A 21800-nucleotide genomic window follows, 5' to 3' on the forward strand; every position below is an offset into this window, starting at 1 on the left:
CGCGTTGGCTGAACAGACGCAGGGAGCAGTCCCGCTCAGCGCTGTGATCGCCGATGCCGCAACCGGGGTCGCCCTCGCCCTCCAGGGTGGGGGCGACCCCTATGCCCTCTCCCGGATCCTGCGCCAGGGCGACCCGCTCGCCGCGGCCGCGGTCCGGGTGCTGGGCGCCGACGCGCTGGCGCCGTACGCGCTGGAGCACCGGGCGGTGCCGGCGGGCGCGGACGACGAAGCGGTGGTGCGGCAGACGCTGGCGGCCTACCCCCCGGGCGCGGACGCCTCCGCGGTGTCGGCCTGGAGCTACCGGGGCCTGGTGGAGGCCACCCACGCCTACCTCCCCTCCGGGGCGCAGCCCTGGCCGCGGCCGCCCGAGGCCGCTGCCGAGTGGACCGGCACCGACCCCTGGCCCCGGCTCGCGCACCGGGTCTCCCAGCTCGCGGCGCTGGCCCTGCCGGACCTGGCCGGCGAGCTGGCGGAGCAACTGGGCGCGCGCACCGACGACCTGGCCCGCGGCTTCGTCCGGGCGGTGCGCCGCCGGGACTGGCTCCAGGCCGCCGGGGTGGGCCGCTGGCTGGCCCGGCTCCCCGGGGTACCGGCCACCCTGGGGCTGGACGCCGGGCTGGCGTTCGTCCGCCAGATGGGCGGCGGGGACCCCCGGGTGGCGCTGCACGTGGTGGCCGCCCAGCGGTTCTTCGGGCGGGGCTGGTGAGCGCCGGCCGGGGCGACCCGGAGCTGCTGGACCGGCTGGTCGGGGGCAGCCTCGGCTGGCTGGAAAAGCGGCGGGACCACTTCCGCCTCCCCCCGGACGCCACCACCGACGCCGACCCCAACCTCACCCTCAAACCCCTCGGCGAACTGGCCGAACTCACCCAGTTCATCGGCTCCGCGCACCCGCTGCCCGAGGTGCGGGCCACCGCGGCGGCGCTGTTCGCGTTCGCCTGGCGGGAGGCGCGCGAGGGCGAACTGTTCGCCGAGCTGATCCGCGGCGAGCCGTACGCCACCTACCCGGTGGAGATCTACGGCGCGTTCGCGCAGGCCGGGCTGCGGCACCCGGCCGTCGAGGAGCTGGTGCTGACCACCACCGGCCTGCGCGGCTGGCGGGTGGCCCGCGAGGACCACACCCGCACGCTGGGGGTGCTCAACGCCGAGCGGCGGATCGGGCTGGCCCAGCACGCCGACTTCGACGCCGCGTTCGCGCGGACCGGGCTCGGGCTGCGGCCCGAGCCCTGGGCGCTGGACCGCAGGGCGGCGTACGGGCTGACCCACGACGTCTTCCACCTCACCGACTGGGGCCGCAATCCGCGCCGGCTGTCCCCCGAGGCGGCCGGCTACCTGCGGCTGTGGCTGCCCTCCTGGCTGGAGAACTGGCTGGAGGAGCAACTGTGGGACCTGGTCGGGGAGTTGCTGGCGGTCGCCGCCTGCCTGCCCGGCGCCCCGTACGACGCGGCGGCCTGGCAGCGGCTGGCCGCGGCGCAGGCCGCCGACGGCGGCGTACCGGAGACCGGTGCGGTGCCGCGGCCCGCCGACCCGGCCGAGGACTTCCTGGCCTGCTACCACTCCACCCTGGTGACCGCGTTCGCCGGCACCCTCGCCCGTATCGCCTCGGACGAGGCGGGGGCCGGGACCGGCCCGGTGCCGGCCGGCGACGCGGCGGTGGCCGGGCGGACCCCCTGCGAAAGCGAGGCTGCGCTGTGACCGTGACGGCTGCGTCCCTGGCCTCCCCGGCCTCCCCGGCACTGCTGCACCGGGTCGGCGACCGGGCCCTGAGCTGGCTCGACGCACACCGCGACCACTTCCGGCTGACGGCGGAGGACCGGGCCACCGGCAGCGCGCTGATCGAACGGCTCAAGCCGATCGGCGAGCTGGCGATCAACATGCAGGTGCTGTTCCGGGAGGGCGTGGCCGGCTCCCGGCAGCGCACCCGGGCCGGTGCGCTGCTGGACTTCGCCTGGCGGGAGCTGCTGGACGGCGGCAATGTGCTGGCCGCCCTCCAGCAGGACGAACCGCTCTCCCCCGTGCCGCTGGAGGTCTACGCCCCGTTCCACGAGCTGGGCCGCCGCCACCCGGGCCTGGAGGCGCTGCTGTCGGTGTGCCGGCGGACCGGCACCTGGACGGCGCTGGAGATGGTGCCCAACCGGCGGCTCGGCGTGCTCAACGCCGAACGCAAGATCGGGCTGGCGCCCAGCGCCGACTTCGGGCAGGCGGTGGCCCGCACCTGGCTGGGCCGGCTGCCCGAGCCCTGGACGGTGCAGCTGCACATCGCCTACGACGTCACCCACACCGTCTTCCACCTCACCAACTGGGGCGAGGACCCCGGCCGCATCCCGCCGGAGATCGCCGACTACCTCACCCGCTACCTGCCGGCCTGGCTGGATGACTGGGCGGACCTGGAGCACTGGGACCTGCTCGGCGAACTCCTCGTCGTGGACGCCTGCCTGCCCCGCCCCACCCTGGACGCCCGGCTGTGGGAGCGGTACGCCGCCGCGCAGGCCGAGTCCGGCGCGATGCCGATCCAGCGCGCGATGCCCGAGGGCACCGCGGACGCGGTCTTCGACCAGGTCCACCACCCCACCCTGGTGGCGGCGTTCGCCTCCGCGATGGCCACGTCCCGCGCGCTGACCACCGACGCCGGCTGATGCGGACGGCACCCGGCGGACCGGCGCTCGCGGACCGGCTGGCGGACGCGCTCACCAGGATCGACGCGCCGGACGCGGTCCTCGCCGTCACCCGGCAGGGCCACCGGACCGTGGTCACCGGCGGCAGCGCGCTGGCACCGCCCACCCCCCGCCGGGAGCTGCGCTACGAACTGGGCTCGCTGTCCAAGACGTTCACCGTGCTGCTGCTGGCGGACCTCGCGGTGAACGGGGTGCTCTCCCTGGACGACCCGCTCACCGCCCGGCTGCCCCGGCTGCCGCTGCGCCACCCGCGCTCCGGCCGGATCACCCTGCGCCACCTGGCCACCCACACCTCCGGGCTGCCGCGGATCCCCACCGACCTGCTGGCCGGCGCGCTGGTGCGCCCGTACGACAACGGCTACGCCGGCTATGACACCGGGCGGCTGCTGGACACCTTCGCCCGGACCCGGCCGCGGCACCGCCCCGGGACCCGCTGGCACTACTCCAACTTCGGGCTGGCGCTGCTCGGCCCGGCGATGAGCCACACCACCGGCACGCCCTTCCCGCGGCTGCTCGCCGACCGGGTGCTGACCCCGCTCGGCCTGACCGGCACCACCCTGGCGCCCGGGGCGACCGGCACCGACGCGGTCGGCCACCGGACCAACGGCACCACCCCGGTGCGCAGCGCCGACATGGGGGCGTTCGCCGCGGCCGGGGCGGTCCGCGCCACCCCGGACGACCTGCTCGGCTACGTCGAGGCGCACCTGCACCCGGAGGGCAGCCCGCTGGCCGCCGCGCTGCGCGAGGTGCGGGTCCCGCTGCTGCGGCGCGGCTGGCGGCACCGCAACACCCACACCCTGACGTGGTACCAGCACCCGGCGGCGCGCGGGCCGCTGCTCTTCCACGTCGGGGCGACGTTCGGGCAGCAGGCGTTCGTCGGCTACCACCCGGCGTCCGGGACCGGGCTGGTGGCGCTGGCCACCCGCCGCGGCCGGCACTGCGGGATGGTGACCACCGCCTACGAGCTGCTGTACCGGCTGGCCGGCGAGGACTGAGCCGGGCCGGGCGCCGGCCGCCTCACAGCTCTCCGGCCAGGATGCGGGCGAGCAGCGGCCCGGGGTCCTGCTCGGCGGCCCGGTCGAAGGCCGCGGTGTACGCCCGGTCGCCGATCGCCGCCCGGGCCCGCCGCTCGCACTCCTCGCGGACCGCGCGGAGTTCGGGGGTGCCGCGCTGCGGGTGGCCGACCGTGCGCCAGATGGCCTGCCCGCCGCCGTAGACCTGGGCGGCGGCCGCGCCCCGGCCCTGGGCGGCGACCGCGGCGGCGAGCAGGTCCAGGCCGAGCGCGATGCCGAAGTTGTCGCCGATCCGCCGCTTGGCGGCGAGCATCGCACGGGCGTGTTCCGCGGACTCCTCGGCCCTCCCCTGGAAGAGGGACACCAGGGCGAGCTGGTAGTCGGTGTAGGAGCGGGACCAGTACTCGCCGCGCCGCACGCAGCCCAGCCGCAGCGCGGTGGCGTTGTCCCGGGCCTCCTCGAAGCGGCCCAGGGCGGTGAGCGCGAAGAGCCGGACGAGGTGGCAGCGGAGCCGGGCGGCGGAGCCGAAGGGGTCGTCCGGCGGTGGGCCGAGCACCTGGCCGGCGACGGTGTGGGCGGTCAGCGGGCGGCCGGCCATGAGGTGGGTGAGGCCGATGAGGTAGCCGGCGGCGAGTACCGCGTCCTGGTCGCCGGCCTCCCGGGCGGCCCGCGCGCACTGCCGGCCCAGGGACTCGGCGGTGTGCAGTTCGCCCTGGAGGAGGATCGCCACGCCGAGCGCCCACAGCGCCCGGGTGCGGGCCGGGCCGGGGCCCTCGTGGGCGGCCAGGGCGCGGTCGAGGTAGTCCCGGGCCTCGTGCAGGTGGCCGCAGCAGGTCCAGAAGAAGCCGATGGCCGCGGCGAGTTCCTGGGCGCGGGCCGGGTCGGTGCCCAGCAGGTGGTCCAGCGCGGTGCACAGGTCGACGTACGCCTCGGCGACCCGGCCGTACCAGGTGACCTGCTCCGGACCGAGCCAGCCCAGCTCGGCGCGGCGGCCGAAGCCGACGAAGTGGTCGGCGTGCCGGTCGGCGACCACGGCCGTCTCGTCGAGTTCGGCCAGCCACATCCGGCCGTACTCGCGCAGGGTGTCCAGCATCCGGAAGCGGGTGCCCTCGCGGGCGACGACGGATTTGGCGGCCAGGCCGGCCAGCGCGGTGCGCACGCCGTCGGCGGAGAGCGGGCCGCCGGCGCAGACCGCGGCCGCCGACCCGGGGTCGAAGGTGCCGCGGAAGACCGAGAGCCGGGCCCACAGCAGCCGCTCCAGCGGTGCGCACAGCTCGTGGCTCCAGCCGATGGCGGTGCGCAGGGTGCGGTGGCGCGGGGTCCAGGGCAGGCCGGTGCCGTCGAGGGCGTCGAGGCGGGAGCCGAGCCGTTCGGCGACCTGGGCGAGCGGGCGGTGGGCCAGCTGGGCGCCGGCCAGCTCCAGGGCGAGCGGGATGCCTTCCAGGCGGCGGCAGATGAGGTCGGCGGCGGCGGCGTTGGCCGGTTCGGTGAGCCGGAGGCCGGGGGCGGCGGCGCCGGCCCGGTCGGTGAACAGCGCCAGCGCGTCGTTGTCGCCGGTGCACGGCAGCGGCCCGATCTCGGTGACCCGCTCGCCGGGGACCTCCAGCGGCTGCCGGCTGGTGACCAGGACGGTGACGCCGGGCGCGGCGGCCAGCAGTGCGCCGACCAGCTCCCGGCAGGCCGCGACGAGGTGTTCGCAGGAGTCCAGCACCAGCAGCAGCCGTTTGCCGGCGAGCCATTCGCAGAGCGCGGCCACGGGGGTGCGGGCGGAGTGGTCGGCGAGTCCGGCGGCGTCGCAGACCGTGGCGACCAGCAGCTGGTCGCCCTGCAACGGCCACAGCGGGGCCCAGCGGACCCCGTCGGGGAAGCGGGCGGCGGCGGCCTGCGCGGCCCGTACCGCGATCCGGGTCTTGCCCACCCCGCCGGGGCCGGTCAGGGTGATCAGCCGGTGCCGGTCCAACTCGGCGTCCAGCTGCCGGAGTTCGGACCGGCGGCCGATGAAGCTCGTCGACTCCTCGGGAATGTTGCTCGCCACCGGCCCAGTTTGCCCCACGCCGGAGGGCGCCGGAGTCCGCCGCGGGCACCGCCGGTCAGGGGGTGACGATGGAGAAGTTGGGGTCCGGGGTGCTGAGCAGGCCGAGGAGTTCGCGGAGGGCCGCACCGGGCTCACCCTCCTGAGTGACGGCGGTCGGGACGCGGCCGGCCAGCACCTCGCGGAGCTGGGGTTTGGTGAGGGTGAGGGTCAGGTCCGGCCGGCTGTCGGCGGTGGGGGCGCCGCGGGTGCTGAGGTGGGTGAGCGCCCCGTGCGAGAGGGTCAGGTGCCAGGTGCGGTCCTCGTCGGCGAAGTAGAGGTCGAGGGTGAGGTGCTTGTGCCAGGCACGGGGCCCGTCGACGCGGATGGCGAGCGAGTCCAGCAGCTGGTCAACGGAGCGGGCCCGGACCACGTCGGGGGCGGGGGCGTCCGGGCCGGTGGTGTCGGCGCGGGCGGCGGCCGGGGTACCGCGCAGTTCCATGGCGGCGGTGAGGTAGTAGTTGCGCCAGGTGCCGTTCTCGCAGCCGTGGCCGAGCCGTTCGTAGACCGCGGCCAGCTGACGGCGGGCGCGCGGGTCGCCGGGGGCGGCGAAGACCGCGTGGTTGAGGAGGGTGGCGGCGAACCGCAGGTCCCCGGCGGCGGCGTAGCGCTTGCCGGCGTCCACCGTGGCCGCCAGGCCGCCCAGGGCCTCCACGTAGCGGCGGGCCTCTTCGGCGGGCGGGTGCTCCCACAGGTGGGCCGGGTTGCCGTCGAACCATCCGAGGTAGCGCTGGTAGATCGCCTTGACGTTGTGGCTCAGCGAACCGTAGTAGCCGTGGTGCGCCCACAGGCGGGCCAGGCCCGGCGGCAGCCGCAGTTCCTCGGCGATCTCGGGGCCGGTGCGGCCCTCGTTGAGCAGCCGCAGGGTCTGGTCGTGGAGGTAGGCGTACAGGTCGCGCTGGTTGGCCAGCAGGCGGCGGATCCGGGCGTTGCCCCAGGTGGGCCAGTGGTGGGAGGCGAACGCGACCTCGGTGCCGTCGCCGAAGAGGGCGAGCGCCTCGTTGAGGTAGTGGGCCCAGCGGCGGGTGTCGCGGACCACCGCGCCGCGCAGGGTGAGGACGCTGTGCATGGTGTGCACGGCGTTCTCGGCGGTGCACAGGGCCCGGTGGGTGGGGGCGGCGAAGTTCATCGCGGCGGGGGCGTCGGCGCCGGGGGTGAGCTGGAAGACCAGGCGGACCCCGTCGACGATCTCCTCCTGGCCGGTGCGGGTGATGTCGACGGTCGGCGGGACGAAACTGCGGGTGCCGGTGGACGGCAGGGTGCCCAGGCCGCAGCCGATCTGGCCCTCCGGGCCGGCGGGCAGCTGCGTGCCGTACATGTAGACGGCGCGCCGGGCCATCGCCGGGCCGGTGTAGAGCTGCTCGCCGACCACGCTCTCCCGGAAGCCGGCGGGCGCCAGCACCGGTACGGGGTGGTGGCCGGCGGGCAGGACGCCGCGGGCGCCGCCGAAGTGGTCGGGGTGGGCGTGGGTGTAGATCAGGCCGGTGACCGGCCGGTCGCCGCGGTGCGTGCGGTAGAGCTCCAGCCCGGCGGCGGCGGTCTCGGTGGACAGCAGCGGGTCGATGACGAGGACCCCGTGGTCGCCCTCGACGAGCGTCATGTTGGCCAGGTCCAGGCCGCGGGCCTGGTAGATGCCGTCGGTGACCTCGTACAGGCCGTGGCGGCTGACCAGGCGGCCCTGGCGCCACAGGCTGGGGTGGGCGGTGTCCGGGCAGTTGCCGGCCAGGAAGGCGTGGCGGTCGGCGTCCCAGACCACCCGGCCGTCCGGCGCGGTGATCCGGGGCGGGTCGAGGGCGGCGATGAAGCCGCGGTCGGCGTCGGCGAAGTCCTCGTGGTCGTCGGCGGGCCGGGCGTCCTCCGCGGGCACAGCGGTCACGGCGTGCCACCTCTCCGGGACGGCGGGCCATCACGGGCGGGAGGCCCACACGTTCGATTTAACCGAAGATGCCCGGCTGCCGCACGTGTGGGCCGCGCGCCGCGCGCCGGTGCGCCGGCGGGAGCCGCCCGGTGGTGCGGGCCTGCCCGCGGGGGTGCGGCGGCTGGGGCTGGTGCGGCGGGCGGTGCCGCTGCGACCGGTCGTACGGCGCGGACGCTCCCGCTCCGGTGATGTCCGGTCAACGGCGTTACGCACGGGGCGCGGCAGGGCACAACAACGCCTGTGTGACGTCGCGCAGCACACCGGGGCCCGTGCGTGGTCGGGTGCCCCGAGTCCGGCCGGTCTGCCCGGCCCCGCCCCATCCGCCCCTGCCCCGTACGGCGCCGCCGGCAGCACCTCCCGGGAGAGGAGGGACGCCCCCTGTCCCCCGACGACGACCTCCGGCTCCGCGGCCTCGCGGAGCACTTCCCGCCCGACCCCGCCCCCTGTCCGCCTTGTCCGCCGGTGCGCATACCGGCGGCCCCGGCCGCGCCGTTCCGGCGGCTCGCGGTCCGGCTGGTCCTGGCCACCGCGCTCGTGGCGCTGGCCGCCGGGGTGGTCCTGCCGCACGGGCTGGTCCTGGCCGGCGGGCTGGTGCTGGCCGGGGTCGCCGGCCACCTGGTCGGGCCGGCCCGGCCCGGCGCCCGCGACCGCCGCCGGTAGCCTCCCGGGCCTCGTGCCGGGCCCCCGGACGTGCCCGGCCCGCTTGCCGTCGCTGTGAGGACTCCGAAGGGCAAGCGGGCCGGTGGTCTTCCCCGCGCTCCGCGGGAGCGCGCTCACGTGACGCGGCGGCTCCTCGATGCCACGGCGACGCAGAGCGCGCCCAGCAGGAACGTCAGGGCGCCGATGACGACGTTGTTCCAGATGACTCCCGCGTCGGGACCGCGCCCGACGACCCAGGGCGACACGATCAGCCAGACGCCGATCGCGCACATCGCGCCGCTCAGCCCGTACATCCGCTCCGGGGTGACGGTGAAGCCGATCGCCAGCAGGGCGATGGCGATGCCGACGATGAGGTTGTGGGTCATCAGCGCGGGCTGCGAGGCCGTGAAGTGCACGACCCACGCCGAAACCGCGCAGTACAGACCGACCAGGAAGACCGGTCCGTCGACGAGCACCACATCCCGCCCGCCGAGCATCCGCTCGTAGCGCTCCCTCATCTCGGTGACGTCAGGGTGACCAGCGAGATCTCCCCTGTGGTGTGAGACATCGGCCATCCGACTCGCCTCCTTCGCTCACCAGCCGGGCCGCATCGCGTGGCATCGGGCCGCGCACCTTTATTTTGCGCTTATACGGCCTTTATGTGTAGATGCTGGGCCAGGCGAATTTCACGAACGAGACGAACCGGGCAGATCCGGAGCGAACCGGGCACGGCCGAGGGGCAGACCGGCTCAGCGGCGGTCCGGCAGCGCCAGCAGATCGGCGTGGTGCACCGCGACGCCCAGCTCCCCCGCCGCGCACGCCTCCAGCCGGCGCCGCAGGTACCGGTCCGCCGCGCGCCCCAGCCGCGGGCGCCGGGCCCGCGCGGCAGCCACCCAGCCGCGCAGCCACCGCTCGGTCAGCGCGCACTCCGGACTGCCCAGCCGCCAGGGGCTGGGCCGGGTCGCCACCCGTGCCCCGTACCGGGCGAACGCCTCGGCGGCCGCCTCGACCGCGTCCGGGCCCAGCAGCCGGCGGCCGCCCTCGGTCCGGCGCTGGTACGCGGAGAACGCGTCGGCGATCTCCGCGTCGAAGGGGTCGGCGGGGGTGAGGTCCACCCGGCCGGTGACCGACAGCGTCAGCAGCGCCGGGCAGCCGGCGCCCGCGCAGGCCGCGGCCACCTTCTCCAGCTCCGTGCGGGTCAGCAGGTCGAGCAGCGCGGAGGCGGTCACCAGGGACGTGCCGGCCAGGGCGGCCGGGGTCAGACCGGCCAGGTCGCCGTAGCGCGTACCGGCGGTGACGGGGCGTCCGTCGGCCGCGGTGGACGGCATTCCGCGCCCGGCCCGGGCGAGCAGCACCGCGTCGTGGTCCTGGAGGACCCAGTGCTGCGGGCCCGGCAGCCGGACCGCGAGCCAGCGCCCCATCGCGCCCGTACCGCAGCCCAGGTCGTGGATCACCAGGCCGCCGCCGCCGAGGAGTTCCGGCCCCGGGGCCGCGGCGAGCCACGCACGCAGCGGGCCGAGGAGTTCGGGGGCGCGGGCCGCGGCGTCCGCCCGCTCCCGCAGTTCCAGCCACCGGGGGCAGAACCGCGGTCTGCCGATCGTTCCCCGCAGGGGCTCCGCGGTGCGCTGCGCGCCCGTGCCGGCGCTCCGGCCGGAGTGTGCGACGTCGTCTCCCACCCCTCAAGGATGGCACGGCCGGCGGGCTCCGGGATCACTGTTCGGTGCGGTCCGCCACCGCCCGACCAGGCGTGTCCGTCTCACAGTGCACGTTCGTAACTCGCCCACGCCACCGGGGAGTCGTGCAGGGTGACGGTGATCCCGGCCAGGCCGCGGGCGCCCGCGCCGAGGTGGCCGGCGCCGACCCGGTCGGCCAGCCGGTCGGCGATGACCTTGGCCAGCGCCTCGGCGGAGGTGTTGGTGCCGGCGAAGGCCGGTTCGTGTTCGAGGTTGCGGTAGTTGAGCTCGGCGATCACGGCGCCCAGCTCCTGGGCCGCCAGGGCCAGGTCGACGACCACGTTGTCATCGTCGAGCGCGGGCCGGCGGAAGGTGGCGTCCACGATGAACGTCGCGCCGTGCAGGCGCTGCGCGGCCCCGGAGCCCGTGCCGCGGAAGCTGTGCGCGACCATCAGGTGGTCGCGGACGGTGATGCTGAACACGGGGGTTCCTCCCAGGATGTGCGGACGGCTTCGGTCACGGGCGGGGTGTGGAGGGGCGGCACGGCGGGCGGCGGATGCGCGGACGCGGTACCGGGGCGCGGCGGCGGGCGGTGCGCGGGCCGGCTGCGCGCCGCGGCGGGGGGCGCCGGTCCGGCAGGCCCGGGGGCGGCACGGCATCCTCCTGGACGGTACGGCCCGGCGTCCGGACGCCGGGGAGCGCATGCCGGGGATCTTGGCGACCCGGTCACGATACGCGGGGTCCCCGGGCTCCGCCACAGATTCGGTGCGGCCTACCGGCCGGGCAACGACGGGGCGGTGCGGGGCCGTTCGCGGCGGGCGGCGCGGGCCGGGCGGGTCAGGTGCCCGCGTGCCGTCCCAGGTAGACGACGAGGGCCAGGAAGACCAGGACGAGGTGGGTCACGGCGATGTAGAGCAGCACCCGTATCCACAGGCTGCGGCGGGCCGCCTCGTGGGCCGCGGCGCGGTGGGTCACCAGGACGGTGGCGGGCAGCCGGGCCAGCCGGGTGCCGGGGCGGACGGCGGTGACGCGGGCCCGGCGGACCCCGCAGCGGGGCGACGTCCGGTGCCGGGCGGCGGCCTCCGGGCAGGCGCGGCCGTGCCCGCGGGCCGGGCGCAGCGGGCCGCGCCCGGCATGGCGGCGGCCCCGGCAGGCCCGGGCGGAGCGGTGGGGTATGCAGGTGCGGGAGCGGACCGCGCGCCACGGCGGCGGCCCCTTGCGTCGCGGTGCGCCGGACACGGCGGTCACCCGGCTCCGGTGGCGCCGGACGCGGCGGCCGCCCGGCGCGGTGCCGCGCCGCTCATTCCGGCGCCCCGCCCCGGGAGGCATCGTCCCCGCTGCCGCGGTCGGGGTCCACGCCGACGGCCCGCGCGATCCGCAGCGCGTCGTCCAGTTCGTCCTCCGCGACGGCCAGCGCGTACGCGTCGTCGGCGGCCCGCGCCGCCTCGACCGCGGCCCGCGCCGCGCGCACCCGTTCCCGTACCGACTCGGCGAAACCGCCCACGCATGCCCTCCGCGTTCAGGCCGACCGGCCATCGCGTTCATCCGTTGAACAGGGGAATTCCTCAACTGTAGACGACGGGCCCGCGGACGTGAACGGGTGGGCGTGCCCGGGCGGGTCAGCCGGCCTCCCCCGCCGCCGCGAGCCGCTCCCGGGCCTCGGCGAGGTCCTCCTCGGTCGGGGCGTCGTCCTGGCTGAGGCTGCGCCGCCAGTAGCCGGTGAAGTCGATCCGGTGCGTGTCCAGGCCGCGGTCGGTGAGCAGGTGGCGGCGCAGTGCGCGGACCGCGCCGGCCTCGCCGGCCAGCCAGGCGAAGGCCGGGGTTGCGGGGAGGCGGGCCGCGCGGACGGCGGTCACCAGCGGGCCGCCGGGTCCGGCCGGCGCGCGGTCGCGGTGCACCCAGTGGACGGTCAGGCCGGCCCGGGTGGCCAGCGGCTGCTCCTCCTCGGCCGCGGCGACCTCGACGTACGCGACCGCGCGGGCGGTGGCGGGCAGCGCCTCGGCCAGGGAGGCCAGGGCCGGCAGCGCGGTCTCGTCACCGGCGAACAGCAGCAGACCCGGGGTGTCGAGCGGCAGCGGGCGGGCGTAGGCCGCGGCCGGGCCGTAGCGGGCGAGGGTGTCGCCGACGGCGGCGGTGGCCGCCCAGCGGGTCGCCGGTCCGGCCGCCCCGGACTGCCCGGCCAGGGCGTCCCCGTGCAGGACGAAGTCGACGGTGAGCCGGTGCCGGACGGGGTCGTGGGCGCGCACCGTGTAGCTGCGCATCCAGGGCCGTTCGTCCTCGGGGAGGGCCAGGAACGCCTGGTACCAGCGCATCCCGTCGTCGTCCGCGGGCGCCTCGGGGAGCCGGGGGGCGGACTGGCCCGGCCGCGGGAAGAGGAGTTTGAGCTGCTGGTCGGGCCAGGTGGGGAAGGTGTCGAGGCCGTCCCCGGCGAAGGTGACCCGCACCGTGCGCGGGGTGATCCGGCGGACGCCGGTGACGTGGAGGAGGGCGACGGGCGGCGGGGTGGACATGGGGGCTCCTCGGGGTGTGGGGCGTACGGGGCGGGAGGGCGGCTGGGCGGCGTACGGGGCCCGGCCGGGGTGCGCGCGGGGGTGGCGGACCGTCAGGGTGGCGGCGGTCCCGACCCGTTCGCGGGGCGTGCCGGTGAGGGCGACCGGGCCGCGCCGGGGTCCGGGCCGACGGTCCCCGGCCGCCTGGACCCGGCGGCCACGGCACCGGAGACGAGAGGGGTTTTCCCGGCTTCGGAATTTCCGGTGAGGACCACCGGCCGGCGTCCGGGAAGAGCGGCGCAGCCCCCGTCGGGAGCGTTCTCCCGGGCGCCCGGCACCTTGCCCCCCTCGTGGCCGTCCGCCCTGGTCCGCTGCCCCGCGCCCGTCCCCGACCCGCCACCCCATTCGGACTCCATGACCCTCTCCCCTGATAACCTTACGCCATAAAGAGTTCGCGCGGAGACAATAACTTTACACCCTAAGGAGAAGCAAGTTGGTGGTATTCGCGGGCCAGGGCGACCCCCGCCGTTCGCTGTCCCTGCTGTGGCGCGCCCCGGAGGGCACCGAGGAGCGCCCGCCCCGGCCGGCGCGCGGCCCCAAGCCCGCGCTGAGCGTCGCGGCGATCGTGGACGCCGGTATCGCGGTGGCCGACGCCGAGGGCATGGCGGCACTGTCCATGCGCACGGTCGGCGAGCGGCTGGGCCGTACGGCGATGGCGCTCTACACCTACGTCCCCGGCAAGACCGAGCTGGTGGACCTGATGTACGACCGCGCGCTGGGTGAACTCCCCACCGGCTACGACCCGGCGGACGGCTGGCGGACCGCGGTGGTGTCCTGGGCCGCCGACACCTGGGAGTTCTGCCTGCGCCACCCCTGGGTGCTCCAGGTCTCCCAGGCCCGTCCGGTGCTGGGCCCGAACGAGTACACCTCGATGGAGACCCTGCTGCGGGTGCTGGACGCCACCGGGCTGGAGCCGGCCGCGCTGCGCCGGATCGTCGGCCTGCTCGTCCACTTCGTCCGCGGCGCCGCGCGGACCGCCGCCGAGTCCCGGCAGGCGGCCGCCGCCACCGGCGTGGGCGACGAGGAGTGGTGGCAGGCCCGCGCCGGGCTGCTGGCCGAGGTGGTCCCGGACTTCGCCGAGCGCTTCCCGCTGCTGGTCCGCCTGGAGACCGAGGGCGCCACCCCGCCGCCCGGGGACGGCGAGGACGCGCACGGCTCCTATCTGGAGCGCGAGGCCCGGCGGACCTTCGAAGCCGGATTGGCGGTCATCCTGGACGGCGTCGAGGCGGCCATCGCCCGGCAGGCGGCCGGGCCGTGCGCGCGGGGGCCGTTGGAGTGATGAAGCGGGCCGGAGCGCCCCGGACCGGTGTCGTCGGGGGGGCGGTGGCGTTGAGCATCCGTGACCGTCCCCCGCCTCCGCCCGTGGTTCCTGCCCGCCAGCCTGGCGGCCCTGCTGGCGGAGGCCGCGCCGGACGCCCCGGCTGACGTCCCGTCGGATCCCGGGCCCGGTACGGCGGCTGATCCCGGGTCGGACGCCGGGGCGCCGCCGGCCGCCGCGGACCGGCCGCCCGGTCCGGCCGCGGAACGCTGACGTCCGCACGCACCGCGATCAACGGGCTACCCCATGTGGCGAGCCCCGGTGATCGCCCATAGCTTCGCCTCATGGCGCTACGACAGGTGATGTGCGGGGCACGGCGGATGACTTCCCCGGTCTGCGCGGCGGTGGTACTGGCCGGCGTTCTGGGCGCGGCGCCGCCGTCCCGGGCCGCACCGGACCGGGACGGCGGAGTGCTGCTGGTCCGGCCCGGCGAATCGGTTCAGCAGGCGGTGGACGCGGCCCGGCCGGGCGACACGGTGATCCTGGCGCCCGGGGTCTTCCGCGAGAGCGTCCTGATCAACAAGTCGCATCTGATGCTGCGCGGCAGCGGCGCGCGCACCGTGCTGGCACCGCCCGCCACCCGGGCGGAGAACGCCTGCGGGCAGCGCGGCGACGGGATCTGCGTCACCGCCGGGCCCGGCGGCCCGCTCACCGACGTCCACCTGCGGTCGCTGACCGTGGAGGGGTTCCGGCGGAACGGCGTCTGGGCCTCGGGCACCGAGGGACTGACGGTGCGCCGCGTCCGCGCGCGGCACAACGGGCAGTGGGGCATCGGGCTGGAGAAGTCGGTGCACAGCTCGGTGCGCGACAACGACGCCACCGACAACGGCGACGCCGGGATCTTCGTGGCGAACATGGTCGAGGAGGAGGGCGGGGCGCTCGACACCCGGGGCACCCTGCTGCTGCGCAACCGCCTCGCCGGGAACCGCATCGGCCTCACCGCCCGGCGCGTACGGAACCTCCTGATCGGCCACAACACCGCGACCGGGAACTGCGCCGGGGTGTTCGTGGTCGGCGACGAGGGCCACCCCCGGGCCGGGGCGCTGACGGTGCGGGACAACGAGGTCTCCCGGAACAACAAGTCCTGTCCCAAGACCAATCGGCTGCCGTTCCTCCAGGGCATCGGCGTGGTCCTCACCGGCACCGAGGACTCCCTCGTGCAGCACAACCTCGTCCGCGACAACATCGGCACCTCGCCGCTGTCCGGCGGGATCGTGCTCTTCCGCAGCTTCGTCAAGGCCACCGACGACCGCAATCTCATCCGCGACAACGTCGTGCTGCGCAACGCCCCGGCGGATCTGGTCAACGCCGACCCCGACGGCCGGGGCAACGTCTTCATCCGCAACACCTGCCGGACCTCCACGCCGCCCGGCCTGTGCGGCTGACCGCGCCCCGCGACAGCCCGGACCGGAACGCAGGCCCGCACGCAAAGCCGGAACACAGCCGGAACCGCAAGCCAGAACGCAAGCCAGAACGCAACGGGAGAATAGAGGCGGAATGACCACCGTGAGCCCCACCCCCCAGCCGGCCATGCGGCTGCGTGAACTCATCTTCGGCGCCGCGTGCGCCGCGGCGGTCCGGGCGGCCGCCCGGCTCCGGCTGGCGGACGCGCTGGGCGAGCAGCCCACCACCGTCGAGGAGCTGGCCGCCTCGGTGGGCACCGAACCGCGGCCGCTGCACCGGCTGCTGCGGGCGCTGTCCTGCTACGGGATCTTCGAGGAGACCGAGGACGGCAAGGTCTCGCACACCGAGATGTCCAAGCTGCTGCGGGAGGACGCGCCGAACAGCCTGCGCTACATCTCGCTGTGGTGCACCGAGCCGTGGACCTGGGAGGCGTGGCCGCGGCTGGAGGACGCGGTGCGCTCCGGCCGCAGCGTCTTCGACGACCTGTACGGCAAGGGCTTCTTCGACTACCTCCACGAGGACGCCCCGGAGTCCGCCCGGGTCTTCGACCGGGCGATGACCACCTCCAGCAAGCAGTCGGCCCGTGACATCGCCGAACTCCTCGACCTCACCGGCGTCTCGTCGGTGGCCGACATCGGCGGCGGGCAGGGCCACGTGCTGGCCCGGCTGCTGGAGAAGTACCCGTCACTGCGGGGCACCCTGCTGGACCTGCCGTCGGTGGTGGCCGCGCCCGACCCGCGGCTGCGCAAGGACGGCCCGCTCGCCGGACGGGCCCGGATCGTGGCCGGCGACTGCCGGGAGGACATCCCGGTCCGAGCCGACCTCTACATCATCAAGAACATCCTGGAGTGGGACGACGACAGCACCCGCCGCACCTTGCGGAACGTCGTCGGGGCCGCCCGGCCCGGCGCCCGGGTGGTGGTGATCGAGAACCTCGTCGACGACAGCCCGTCGATGAAGTTCACCACCGCCATGGACCTCCTGCTGCTGATGAACGTCGGCGGCGCCAAGCACACCAAGGAGAGCCTGGTCCGCCGGATCTCCGACGCCGGGCTGATGGTGCACGACATCCGCGTGGTCAACCCGTACCTGCACGCCTTCGAGTGCACCGTCCCCGCCGGGTGAGCGGGCGCGGATGAACCGGACCGGCCCGGCGGCGGCCTCCCCGCAGGACATGACGGGGAGGCCGGTCACCGGGCGCCGGGCCGGATCAGCCGGCGCCGTCCCGCTCCCAGCGGTAGAACTCCTGGGCCATGGCGTCCTTGGGACTGCGCCAGGTCTCCGGGTCGTACGCGCTGACGTAGGACGTCAGCCGCCGGCTGATGGCCTGGAACTCGGGGTGCTGGTGCACCTTGGCGATCTCCGGGCCGGGCGGGACGTCGGACTCGATGAGGTGCAGGTAGACGTCACCGAACTGGAACAGGGTCCGCCGGTTGACGCCCACCAGGTGAGGCAGTTCGGTCCGGTCCGACTCCGCGAAGACCTTCGCGATGTCGGGGGCCGAGCCGGGCTTCATCCGGGCGACGATCAGAGCGTGGTGCATCGGGGAGGTTCCCTTCGTTGCCGGCCGGGCGGTCAGCCGGCCGGGGCGGCGGCGCGCAGCTCGCGGTCGCGCTGCTCGATCCGGTCCCGGATGAGCTCCATCTGGATCCGGGAGTTGCGGTTGATGTGCTCGGTCATGCCCTTGTCGTCGACCGGGGCCTCGGGCTTCATCGCGAAGTCCTGGGTCCAGTGCATCGACGTGCCGCCGGGGATCTCCTTGTACTTCCAGAAGATGTCCATGAACTTGAACGGGCCGGTCTCGACCCGGCGGGCGCGGACGGTCAGCGCGCCGCGGTCCGGGGTGCGCTCGGAGATCCAGCTCCACACCTGGCCGTTCTCGTCCGGGTGCATGGTCAGCCGGAAGGTGGTGGTGTCGCCCTCCCGGGACAGCACCTCCACCGAGGCGTACTCGCTGAAGAGGTTGGGCCAGTTCTCCAGGTCGTTGGTCATGTCCCAGACGAGGGAGAGCGGGGCGGCGATGGTGATCTCGTTCTCGGTGTGGCCGGGCATGTCAGGCTCCTGTCGTGGTGACGGTGTCGGATGCGGCGCGGGCCGTGCCCCGGCCCGGGCCGCTGCTGTCGCTGTTGCCGTTGACGAGGTCGAGGAAGTCGCGGGGGGTCTTGGCGCGCTCGGCGTCGGTGGGCAGCGGCCGCCCGAAGCGGTTCTCCAGCTCGCCCACGATGCCGAGCAGGCCCAGCGAGTCCAGGCCGTACTCGGCGAAGGTGGTGTCGGGCCGGTCCGCCATCTCCGCGGGGTCGACGGTGAGGCCGGCGGCGGACTTCATCAGCGCGGCCAGTTCGTCCAGGGTCAGTCGGTCGGTCATGGGAATCTCCTCTCAGGAGGGGGACTTGTCGCACCGGCGCAGCACCATCGCCGCGTTGGAGCCCATCAGCCCCCGGCTCAGCACCAGCGCGGTCCGCAGCTCGGCGGCCCGGGACCTGCCGGTCACCACGTCGAGGTCCACGCTGACGTCGATGACGTTGGGGGTCGGCGGCACGACGGAGCTCTCCATGGCGAGCACCGCGGCCGCGATGTCCAGGACGGGGGCGCCGCAGTACGCCCGGCCGATGCCGGTCTTGGGCGCGGTCACCGGGATCCGGCCGGCGCGCCCGCCCAGGGCGTCGGTGAGGGCCAGCGCCTCGGCCCGGTCGGCCGCGGCCACCCCGAGGGCGTCCGCGAAGACCACGTCGATCTCCTCGGGCGCGCACCCGGCGTCCGCCAGCGCGCCCTCGATCGCGTGGGCCAGCCCCTGCCGGGACTCCTCCCACAGGGCGGCGCCGGTGAAGGTGGCGGCGTGCCCGGCCAGCACGGCCCGGGGCCGGGCACCCCGCTCCTCGGCGGCCGACCGCTCCTCGACGACCAGCATCGCGCCGCCCTCGGCGGGTACGAAGCCGCACGCCGCGTCGGTGAACGGGCGGTAGGCGCGGGCCGGGTCGGCGCAGCGGCTGAGGTCCTCGTAGCCGAGCTGGCAGACCACCGAGTACGGGGCCAGCGGGGCCTCGGCGGCGCCCACCACCACGGCGTCGGTGCCGCGGCGGATGGTGCGGGCGGCGTGCGCCAGGGCGTCCAGACCGCCCGCCTCGTCACTGGCCACCACCCCGCACGGCCCCTTGAAGCCGCCGCGGATGGAGATCTGGCCGGTGCTGGCCGCGTAGAACCACGCGATGGACTGGTACGGGCCGACGTAGCGCGAGCCCTGGCCCCACAGCCGTTGCAGCTCCCGCTGGCCGAACTCGCCGCCGCCGGAGCCGGCCGCGGTCACCACCCCCACCGCGAACGGTGAGCGGTTGTAGTCGGCCCGGCCCAGCAGGGCGTCGTCCAGCGCGAGGTTGGCCGCGGCCATCGCGAAGTGCGTGAACCGGTCGGTCTGGACGAGGAAGCGCTCCTCGATCAGCTCGCCCGGATCGAAGTCGCGGACCTCGCCGGCGACCTTCAGGGGCAGGTCACCGCAGCCTTCGCGGGTGACCGCGTCCAGGACGCTGATGCCCTCCTTGGTCGCCTTCCAGAACGCTTCGGTGTTGGCCCCGTTGGGGGCGATCACACCGATGCCGGTGACGACGGAATGTCGGTGCTCGTGCGGGGAGTTCATGTCGTCCTCCCACCCGGCCTGGTCATGACCACGGCTGACTGGAAACCGCCGAATCCGCTGCCCACGGACAGCACCGACCGCAGCGGCAGTTCCCGCGCGGTCTTCGGCACGTAGTCGAGGTCGCACTCCGGGTCCGGGTTCTCGTAGTTGGCGGTCGGCGGGACCACCTGGTGGGTCAGCGCCAGGACGCAGGCGACGATCTCGATCGCGCCGATCGCGCCCAGCGAGTGCCCCACCATCGACTTGATCGAGCTCATCGGCACCTTGAAGGCGTGCGCGCCCAGCGACTTCTTGACCGCGGCGGTCTCGTGGCGGTCGTTCTGCTGGGTGCCCGAGCCGTGCGCGTTGACGTAGTCGACCTGGGTGCTGTCGAGCCGCGCGTGGGCCAGTGAGCGGTTGATCGCCTCGGCCATCTCCAGTCCTTCCTGGGTCAGGCCGGTCATGTGGTAGGCGTTGCCGAAGGTGGCGTAGCCGCGGATCTCGCAGTGCACGGTGGCACCGCGGGCCCGGGCGTGCTCCAGCTCCTCCAGGACCAGGACGGCACCGCCCTCGCCCATGACGAACCCGTCGCGCCGGGCGTCGAAGGGCCGCGAGGCGTGGGCGGGGTCGTCGTTGTTGGCGGAGGTCGCCTTGATGGCGTCGAAGCAGGCGACGGTGATCGGCGAGATCGGCGAGTCGGAGGCGCCCGCCACGCAGACGTCGACCCGGCCCTCCTCGATGGAGTGGAAGGCGTAGCCGATCGCGTCCAGGCCGGAGGTGCAGCCGGTCGAGACGGTCTGCACCGGGCCGTGCGCGCCGATCCGCTCCGCCACCGCGGACGCCAGCGAACTGGGCGAGAACGCCCGGTGCAGATGCGGCCCGGCGGGCCGCGGGTCCACGTCCCAGCGGCGGCCGGACTCGCTGACCGCCACGTAGTCGTGCTCCAGGCGCGTGGTGCCGCCGACCGCGGTTCCCAGGGACACCCCGACCCGCCAGGGGTCCTCCCGGTCCATGTCCAGCCCGGCCTCGCGCAGCGCCTCCGCCGCGGCGACCAGGGCGAACTGGATGTACCGGTCCTGCTGTGCCACCTGCTCCCCGGTCAGGCCGTGCGCGGCCGGATCGAAGTCGCATTCGGCGGCGATCCGGGACCGGAAGCCGGCCGGGTCGAAGAGGGTGATGCCACGGGTGGCCGTCCGCCCGCTGGAGAGCAGGTCCCAGAACGCGGGGACCCCCACACCGCCCGGGGCGACGATGCCGACGCCGGTGACCGCCACGCGGCGGGTCATGACACCGGCTCCGCGCGTTCGGGCGGCGCGGCCGGTGTGCCCTCCTCGGTGCCCTCGGTGTCGACGTGGCCGAGCTCGGGGCGCGGGGCCAGCGGGCCGAGGTGGAAGACCATCCGGGCCTCGGTGCTCCCGACGTTGCGGAACCGGTGCCGCATGTACGGCGGGATCATCAGGCCCTGGTCCGGGCGGAGCGGGAGGGTCTCGCCGTCCAGATCGACCTCCAGGTCGCCCTGGACGACGTAGACGAACTCCTCGGAGTAGGGGTGGTAGTGCTCACCGATGCGCTCGCCGGGCTGGACGAGTGCCATGCCCATGAAGCCGCTCGTGGATCCCACCGCGCTGGGTGTCAGCATGGCGCGCAGGTCACCTCCGCGCCGGCGGTTGGGCTGGGTCTCGCTGAGGTCCACGATGCGTGGGCGGTGCGTGGTCATGGCTGATTCCTCCAGGGCGTGGTGCCGGTGGATGGGGGGTGGGAGGGACGGCCGGTCCGGCCGGGGGCCGCCCGGCGGCGGGCGGCCGGCGCGGTCAGGCGCCCGGGGCCCGGCGGTCGGTGATGAGGTCCATGTCGGCGCGGGACAGGAAGCGGGCCAGCTCGCGGTCGGTGGTCAGACCGCCGGCCACGTCGCTGTCGAGCAGCCGCCGCAGCACGGCGAGCTTGCGGGGGCCGCGGGCGCCCAGGGAGACCAGCGGGTCCTGGTCGATGGGGACCTTGAGGTCGATGAGGCGGACGACGATGTCGTCGCGCTGGAAGATCGTGCTGCCGTAGACCGGGCACGCCGGGTCGTCGGCGGCCTCCTCGTCCTGCCGGGCCAGCATCTTGGCCAGCGTCATCCCGAAACCGGGCTTGGCCGGGTAGAACAGCGCGTGCCGGGCGACGTCCTCGGGCTCCCGGCCGCCGGCCGCGACGTGGTGCACCGCGGGCAGCGCGGCGCGGGTGAAGAACACCCGGGCCGAGTTGGGGTCGTTGAGGTCCCGGTCCTGCTCCAGGTAGGGGTTGATGGCCTCCTCGACGGCCCGGACCTCGGGCTGCCGGGAGACGTGCCGCAGCGCGGCGACCAGGTCGCCCTGCACCTCGATGGCCCGCACGACGCGGTTGCCGTACATGAACAGGGAGGTGCGGCGCAGCTGGGTGGTGTCGTCCACCCGGGCGGCCGGGGAGGTGTAGCCGGAGAGGATGTCGGCGACCATCGGCTCGCTGCCCGGCTTCACGGTGAAGGTGAGGGCGTGCCGGACCACGCCGTCCCCGACGCGGGGGTTCGCCTGGAGCCGGCCCTTGGGGGGCTCGGGGGCCAGGGCGGCGACGTTGGAGGTCTCGCGCAGGACGCTGAAGCGCAGGGAGCGGGTGTCACGTACACAGCTGTGCAGCGGCTGCACCATCTTGACGTGCTCCTCGCTGTTGACCCAGGCGAGGAACGGCGGGGCGCTCTCCCACTCGCTGGTGATCAGCCACTGGGAGGGGTTCTCGATGGACTGGCACAGCTGGTCGGTGATGTGCCCGGGGACCGAGGCCACCTGGTTCCGCAGCTGCTCGTAGGCTTCGAGGAAGCGCTGCTGGGCGCCTTCCTGGAGGTCCAGCAGCAGTACGACCCGGAGCCTGGAGCCGTCGAAGGCGGACTGCGATATTCGTTCCGACAGCGTTGTCATCGT

General features: G+C 75.3%; 23 protein-coding genes. 8 read left to right on the plus strand and 15 right to left on the minus strand.

Annotated elements, in window-relative coordinates; all coding sequences use genetic code 11:
* Nucleotides 1–4: 4 nt before the first annotated feature.
* From MUU72_RS18875 to MUU72_RS18890, 4 genes are read left to right on the plus strand one after another with little or no spacing between them, the layout of a single operon-like run.
* Nucleotides 5–706 carry a hypothetical protein gene (locus tag MUU72_RS18875; RefSeq protein ID WP_248014488.1) on the plus strand — a complete coding sequence of 234 codons (702 nt, stop codon included), beginning with the start codon at nt 5–7 and terminating at the stop codon, nt 704–706.
* Nucleotides 703–1692, plus strand: a complete 990-nt coding sequence (locus MUU72_RS18880; protein WP_248014489.1) for a DUF6895 family protein — start codon at nt 703–705, stop codon at nt 1690–1692. Before MUU72_RS18875 ends, MUU72_RS18880 begins: the two co-directional genes overlap by 4 nt.
* Complete coding sequence (locus MUU72_RS18885) at nt 1689–2633, plus strand: DUF6895 family protein (RefSeq protein WP_248014490.1); 945 nt, start codon at nt 1689–1691, stop codon at nt 2631–2633. Before MUU72_RS18880 ends, MUU72_RS18885 begins: the two co-directional genes overlap by 4 nt.
* A complete protein-coding gene (locus MUU72_RS18890) occupies nt 2633–3667 on the plus strand; it encodes a serine hydrolase domain-containing protein (RefSeq protein WP_248014491.1) in 1035 nt (344 codons plus the stop codon). Before MUU72_RS18885 ends, MUU72_RS18890 begins: the two co-directional genes overlap by 1 nt.
* A gap of 22 nt (nt 3668–3689) precedes the next feature.
* Here MUU72_RS18890 and MUU72_RS18895 read toward each other — a convergent pair whose 3' ends face one another.
* Both MUU72_RS18895 and MUU72_RS18900 read right to left on the minus strand, forming a co-directional pair.
* Nucleotides 3690–5720 (minus strand): ATP-binding protein, encoded by a 2031-nt coding sequence (locus MUU72_RS18895; protein WP_248014492.1) that lies wholly within the window; start codon nt 5718–5720, stop codon nt 3690–3692.
* 55 nt (nt 5721–5775) lie between these two features.
* Nucleotides 5776–7632, minus strand: a complete 1857-nt coding sequence (locus MUU72_RS18900) for an alkyl/aryl-sulfatase (RefSeq protein ID WP_248014493.1) — start codon at nt 7630–7632, stop codon at nt 5776–5778.
* Between the two features lie 504 nt (nt 7633–8136).
* On the opposite strand from MUU72_RS18900, the gene MUU72_RS18905 reads away from it, so the two are divergent.
* Complete coding sequence (locus MUU72_RS18905; protein ID WP_248014494.1) at nt 8137–8334, plus strand: hypothetical protein; 198 nt, start codon at nt 8137–8139, stop codon at nt 8332–8334.
* A gap of 113 nt (nt 8335–8447) precedes the next feature.
* Here MUU72_RS18905 and MUU72_RS18910 read toward each other — a convergent pair whose 3' ends face one another.
* The 6 genes from MUU72_RS18910 to MUU72_RS18935 all read right to left on the minus strand — a co-directional run bounded on the left by MUU72_RS18910 (nt 8448) and on the right by MUU72_RS18935 (nt 12496).
* On the minus strand, nt 8448–8888 hold the full coding sequence (locus tag MUU72_RS18910; RefSeq protein ID WP_248014495.1) for an SPW repeat protein: 441 nt from the start codon (nt 8886–8888) through the stop codon (nt 8448–8450).
* Between the two features lie 174 nt (nt 8889–9062).
* Nucleotides 9063–9989 carry an SAM-dependent methyltransferase gene (locus MUU72_RS18915; RefSeq protein ID WP_372503199.1) on the minus strand — a complete coding sequence of 309 codons (927 nt, stop codon included), beginning with the start codon at nt 9987–9989 and terminating at the stop codon, nt 9063–9065.
* A gap of 80 nt (nt 9990–10069) precedes the next feature.
* Nucleotides 10070–10468 carry a 6-pyruvoyl trahydropterin synthase family protein gene (locus tag MUU72_RS18920; protein WP_248014496.1) on the minus strand — a complete coding sequence of 133 codons (399 nt, stop codon included), beginning with the start codon at nt 10466–10468 and terminating at the stop codon, nt 10070–10072.
* Nucleotides 10469–10823: 355 nt separating this feature from the next.
* Entirely contained in the window at nt 10824–11225 is a 402-nt protein-coding gene (locus tag MUU72_RS18925) for a DUF6126 family protein (RefSeq protein ID WP_248014497.1), read from the minus strand.
* Nucleotides 11226–11286: 61 nt separating this feature from the next.
* Nucleotides 11287–11490, minus strand: coding sequence for a hypothetical protein (locus MUU72_RS18930; protein ID WP_248014498.1), 204 nt, complete (start codon nt 11488–11490; stop codon nt 11287–11289).
* Between the two features lie 115 nt (nt 11491–11605).
* Nucleotides 11606–12496 (minus strand): siderophore-interacting protein, encoded by an 891-nt coding sequence (locus MUU72_RS18935; protein ID WP_248014499.1) that lies wholly within the window; start codon nt 12494–12496, stop codon nt 11606–11608.
* A gap of 472 nt (nt 12497–12968) precedes the next feature.
* Here MUU72_RS18935 and MUU72_RS18940 point away from each other — a divergent pair, with 472 nt between their 5' ends.
* The 3 genes from MUU72_RS18940 to MUU72_RS18950 all read left to right on the plus strand — a co-directional run bounded on the left by MUU72_RS18940 (nt 12969) and on the right by MUU72_RS18950 (nt 16382).
* Nucleotides 12969–13814 (plus strand): TetR/AcrR family transcriptional regulator, encoded by an 846-nt coding sequence (locus MUU72_RS18940; RefSeq protein WP_248014500.1) that lies wholly within the window; start codon nt 12969–12971, stop codon nt 13812–13814.
* A gap of 323 nt (nt 13815–14137) precedes the next feature.
* Nucleotides 14138–15238, plus strand: a complete 1101-nt coding sequence (locus tag MUU72_RS18945; protein ID WP_248014501.1) for a right-handed parallel beta-helix repeat-containing protein — start codon at nt 14138–14140, stop codon at nt 15236–15238.
* Between the two features lie 112 nt (nt 15239–15350).
* Nucleotides 15351–16382 carry a methyltransferase gene (locus MUU72_RS18950; protein ID WP_248014502.1) on the plus strand — a complete coding sequence of 344 codons (1032 nt, stop codon included), beginning with the start codon at nt 15351–15353 and terminating at the stop codon, nt 16380–16382.
* 85 nt (nt 16383–16467) lie between these two features.
* Here the strand turns inward: MUU72_RS18950 and MUU72_RS18955 are convergent, their stop codons facing one another.
* The 7 genes from MUU72_RS18955 to MUU72_RS18985 form a co-directional block, all read right to left on the minus strand.
* Complete coding sequence (locus MUU72_RS18955; protein ID WP_248014503.1) at nt 16468–16800, minus strand: TcmI family type II polyketide cyclase; 333 nt, start codon at nt 16798–16800, stop codon at nt 16468–16470.
* A gap of 32 nt (nt 16801–16832) precedes the next feature.
* Nucleotides 16833–17309, minus strand: coding sequence for an SRPBCC family protein (locus tag MUU72_RS18960; RefSeq protein WP_248014504.1), 477 nt, complete (start codon nt 17307–17309; stop codon nt 16833–16835).
* Nucleotide 17310: 1 nt separating this feature from the next.
* Nucleotides 17311–17622, minus strand: coding sequence for an acyl carrier protein (locus MUU72_RS18965; RefSeq protein ID WP_248014505.1), 312 nt, complete (start codon nt 17620–17622; stop codon nt 17311–17313).
* Nucleotides 17623–17634: 12 nt separating this feature from the next.
* Entirely contained in the window at nt 17635–18888 is a 1254-nt protein-coding gene (locus tag MUU72_RS18970) for a beta-ketoacyl synthase N-terminal-like domain-containing protein (protein WP_248014506.1), read from the minus strand.
* A complete protein-coding gene (locus MUU72_RS18975) occupies nt 18885–20153 on the minus strand; it encodes a beta-ketoacyl-[acyl-carrier-protein] synthase family protein (protein WP_248014507.1) in 1269 nt (422 codons plus the stop codon). The genes MUU72_RS18970 and MUU72_RS18975 overlap by 4 nt, the downstream gene beginning before the upstream one ends.
* Nucleotides 20150–20584 carry a cupin domain-containing protein gene (locus MUU72_RS18980; protein WP_248014508.1) on the minus strand — a complete coding sequence of 145 codons (435 nt, stop codon included), beginning with the start codon at nt 20582–20584 and terminating at the stop codon, nt 20150–20152. The genes MUU72_RS18975 and MUU72_RS18980 overlap by 4 nt, the downstream gene beginning before the upstream one ends.
* 94 nt (nt 20585–20678) lie before the next feature.
* A complete protein-coding gene (locus MUU72_RS18985) occupies nt 20679–21797 on the minus strand; it encodes a SchA/CurD-like domain-containing protein (protein WP_248014509.1) in 1119 nt (372 codons plus the stop codon).
* Nucleotides 21798–21800 lie beyond the last annotated feature (3 nt).

Origin of the sequence: Streptomyces rhizoryzae, from assembly GCF_023155275.1 — a bacterium.
Taxonomy (GTDB): domain Bacteria; phylum Actinomycetota; class Actinomycetes; order Streptomycetales; family Streptomycetaceae; genus Streptomyces; species Streptomyces rhizoryzae.